The sequence below is a fragment of the Mesorhizobium sp. WSM3866 genome (assembly GCF_002294795.1).
GTDB lineage: Bacteria > Pseudomonadota > Alphaproteobacteria > Rhizobiales > Rhizobiaceae > Mesorhizobium.
The window spans coordinates 1-3,406 of record NZ_NSGC01000040.1 but is presented as its reverse complement, the minus strand read 5'-3'; the positions used below and the strand labels follow the sequence as shown (position 1 = coordinate 3,406).

Annotated in this window: 2 protein-coding genes and 1 pseudogene; 1 reads left to right on the top strand and 2 read right to left on the bottom strand. The window is 60.2% G+C overall.

Annotated elements, in window-relative coordinates:
* Nucleotides 1–471: pseudogene (locus tag CK222_RS32685) on the top strand (hypothetical protein); the annotation flags it as partial.
* A gap of 1,834 nt (nt 472–2,305) precedes the next feature.
* Here the strand turns inward: CK222_RS32685 and CK222_RS31245 are convergent.
* Complete coding sequence (locus tag CK222_RS31245; protein WP_141247182.1) at nt 2,306–2,611, bottom strand: hypothetical protein; 306 nt, start codon at nt 2,609–2,611, stop codon at nt 2,306–2,308.
* Nucleotides 2,612–2,848: 237 nt separating this feature from the next.
* Nucleotides 2,849–3,406: HWE histidine kinase domain-containing protein (locus tag CK222_RS31240; RefSeq protein WP_280951806.1), on the bottom strand; the 558-nt coding region annotated here is incomplete at its 5' end.

Genomic DNA, 3,406 nt, shown 5'->3' with positions numbered 1-3,406 from the left:
TGGGACATCGGATGGCTGGTTATTTTTGGCATCTTGCCTTTGGTGCTCGTTCTCCTGATGCCCAATCGGGGAGGACCGGCACGGGGCGCGGCGGCTGCTTTGATGAGTGTTACCATAGTAGCCGGGCTGGCTGCGGGCGCAGGTCAGCGCTTCGAGGGTGCAGCCGACACGATCGTCGTCTTCCGGGAAGGTCTAAGCCAGGCCCAAATGATGCGAGCCGTACTCGAGGCGCGGACGAACCTAAAATGGACCGATAAAGGTGGGACAATCTGGGTGGTCGACGAGGTCTCTTGGGCCGGCCTCATAACGCTTCACGCGGAAGGAGCCGTTCTCGTCAGCACAACGCCGGTCGCCGCGGGCTGCCTGGCCTGGTCTGCCGTCGGCGCCACTCGCAATCGCGTGACGAAGAAGCTATTTGCCGCCGCCGCTGCCTTCTTGGAAGCCGTCGAGAAGATGGACCTCGAGGCATGATTTCGAAGCGGCGCACCAGCAATTATCGCAGCGGCAAGCAGGACTTGTGGGTGAACATGCTGGGAAAGCGCGTCAAGCGAGAGCCCGGGAAGCCCGGCTCGGATAGCCGGCACGGCGTTCACAACGCTGCCCGGCGGCCTCGGGGAACGGCTGTGGAAGCGTGATCAAGAGGCCAGGGCCTCGAAGCCAGCGCAGCGTGTGCCGAGCGTCTTCGCGATGATGTGTGCTGCCTGAGACATTACCGGCCAGGTGAAGTTGGCGAGCACACGCTACACCATGCGATCTCAAACGCGGCGTTAACGCAACGCTTGACGCCGTTCTCCCGCTCGATTCACCGGATCGAGCGCAAGGCCAAGCTTTGGATCAAGCCGGCCAAGGGTATCGTCCAGTAAAGCGATCATCTCGAAGGCAACTAAAAGAACGGCCCACCCCTGAGCCACGCAGGAGCGGGCCTGCGGAGGATAGGGGCTCCGCGCGGCAGCGCACGGCAAACAACGGAGGCGCATAGCGCCGCCGCGCCCCAAACTTAGCCGAATGCGAGGTGTTCCTCGGCGTCGGAACATTTTCTTTGTGATCCGGTTTCTCGGGCAGGAGGAGCGTGACCGCAAACCGGTATCAGCCGACGAGGATTATGAACTCTTTCGCGACCTTTCGAACTTGAGTCGTCCAGTGTGGGAAGGCGGTTAGGTGGTGAGCAGATCAGCGAAGCCGATCATTTCCTTCCATGCCCCACATTGGGCCAGGCCGTAGACTTGCCTGACCTACGGCAAATCATCTGGAATGAACACCCGGCCACAAGCCGCTGGAGAGGGGGCAGTGGAGCAAATGTTACGCGGCGGGGCGACGGCGTTTTCCGTCTGGACAAAGGTCGCATCAAACGGCTCCGATTAAACAGGGAAACCCGCCCCCGAGCCGAATCAACCACATAGTGAGCCAGGGCCGATCGCAACGCAGTTTGCTCACCCTATGTCCCTTGTCCTCCGACGACCGTCGTCACCCCCCGAGCCCCCGCCCCCCTCGGCGGTCGTCATCTTCTTAGCAATGCAACAAATGTGAGCGACCGACGTCAGCGGTGCGGATATAGGTCCTGTTGTCGCCCCAGCGTCGACCGGACACGGCCGCTTAGAAGGAACTCAACTCCACGAGGAGATCGTGACTAAGCGCTCTGCGAACTTCATTTCCGCTTTTGACTTTGACGTCATCCGAGAAGTCTTCCGGCGTTCGGTCGTAGAGGATTGTCTTCCCCGCCAAGACTGGGAAAGACGTGCAAATGCGCTTGTTCGCAGCTTCATAGGCGCTCAACCTCCGGCCGAGGTCATCGCCGCATTGCTCGATTCCATGGGTCAACAAAATGCCGGCCGACCGGAGCCGGCGGGCTACTCAAGGTGGCTCAATTCCCCGCAGCCCTGAGCGACAAACTGCCCAGCTCCGTCTTGTTAGCGCCCGCTCGCCAGCCGACCTGCCCTCGCCGACGGCGTAGGGGTCTGAGGTCATTTCTGAGGTTTTTCGGGCTGGGGGCGGGCGAATAGGTCAGCGTGACACACTTGGTGCCGCACTTCGCGCATTTTCATCTTCGGCCGGAGAGCGTCAGGGCCGAGGCGATCGGGGGGCGCCGGATATCAAGCTTCTGATGGCGATAGCAGTCGAGACAGCCGGGCGGTGACGGACATTCGCTCTTCGATCAGCTCTTCGGCGTCCAGCGGTTGCCCATGCCCACTGATGTAGGCTGCGACCATCCAGACCTCCAGGGTTAGGTCCTGCTCCGCTTGGAGAGCGAGCGCCATAGGCCTAACGCAAGGTCATGCTGGTACAGCGTACATACATGCCTCAACCCCTAGTGCTGATCCCCCTCAGCGCTGGGGCTTTTCGATTCAGCCTGACCTGATATCAGTTCCCAGTGGGCGACGTGCTCCGCTTGCGTTTTCATGAACTTGCGCAGGAATTCTTCAGCCTCCTCTGTCGGATGCCCATCTCGTGCAAGCTTTTCTATGAGAGCGCGCTGGCGGGCGATTATTGCCTCGCCTTCGACGAGTGCCGCAGCGAAGTCTCGCCGTTGGCTCTCGGTGAGTTTCTTGTCCTTGTGAAACGCTGATTTTAGGATTTCGGCATTCATTGCCGACAAGGATTTTGAATTCGCCATGTTGCCCTCATTGCGGGGGCGAAGACCATTCCCCGCGAACGAGCGGAGTATATGTCTACACGATTAATTTCGCGAGTCCTTATGAAGAGGAAGCGTCGTACCGGCCTGTCCTGATATATTTCCTATCGCACAACCAGGTGCTGCCGGGTCGACTTGGCTTTTGAGCCGTGCGGAGTTTGGGCCATGTCCGCGCAGTCCGCTATAAGCACGCCAAGGCGGCTACTGGAGCGCTCTTGTTCATTCGCCGCTAAGCGAGTTGCTGGCGTTGCCGGTGAGCTTGACGACTTCCTTCCGGGGGAAAGGAATTTCAAGCAGACACTCCAGGCCGGCGGGCCTGAAGTTCAATTCGACACTCCCCCTCAATTCGTACTCCAAACTCTGCTGAATGAAGGTGGTTCCGAAATTCCTGCGGGATGGTTCCTCCACCGCCGGACCGCCGACTTCCTTCCAGCTGATCGACAGCATGCCCGGCTTCACAACGTTCCAGGAGATTTCGACGCGGCCGGTGTCGACGGAAAGTGCCCCATATTTGGCGGCGTTACTAGCAAGCTCGAAGAAGACCATGCCGAGCGCCGCCGCGGTTGCCGCGTCGAGGTGGAGCGGCCGGCCGTGAATGACGAGGTTCTGGCGTCCCGTGCTGTTGTAGGGCGAAAACGTCGCCCTGAGCAGTTGCTCAAGGTCGGCGTCGCCCCAATTGTGGGACGACAGGACCTCATGGGTGCGCGCCATCGCGTGCAGTCGCTCATGGAATGATGTCGCGAATTCCCCCATTGAGCTTGACGAGCGGATCATGCG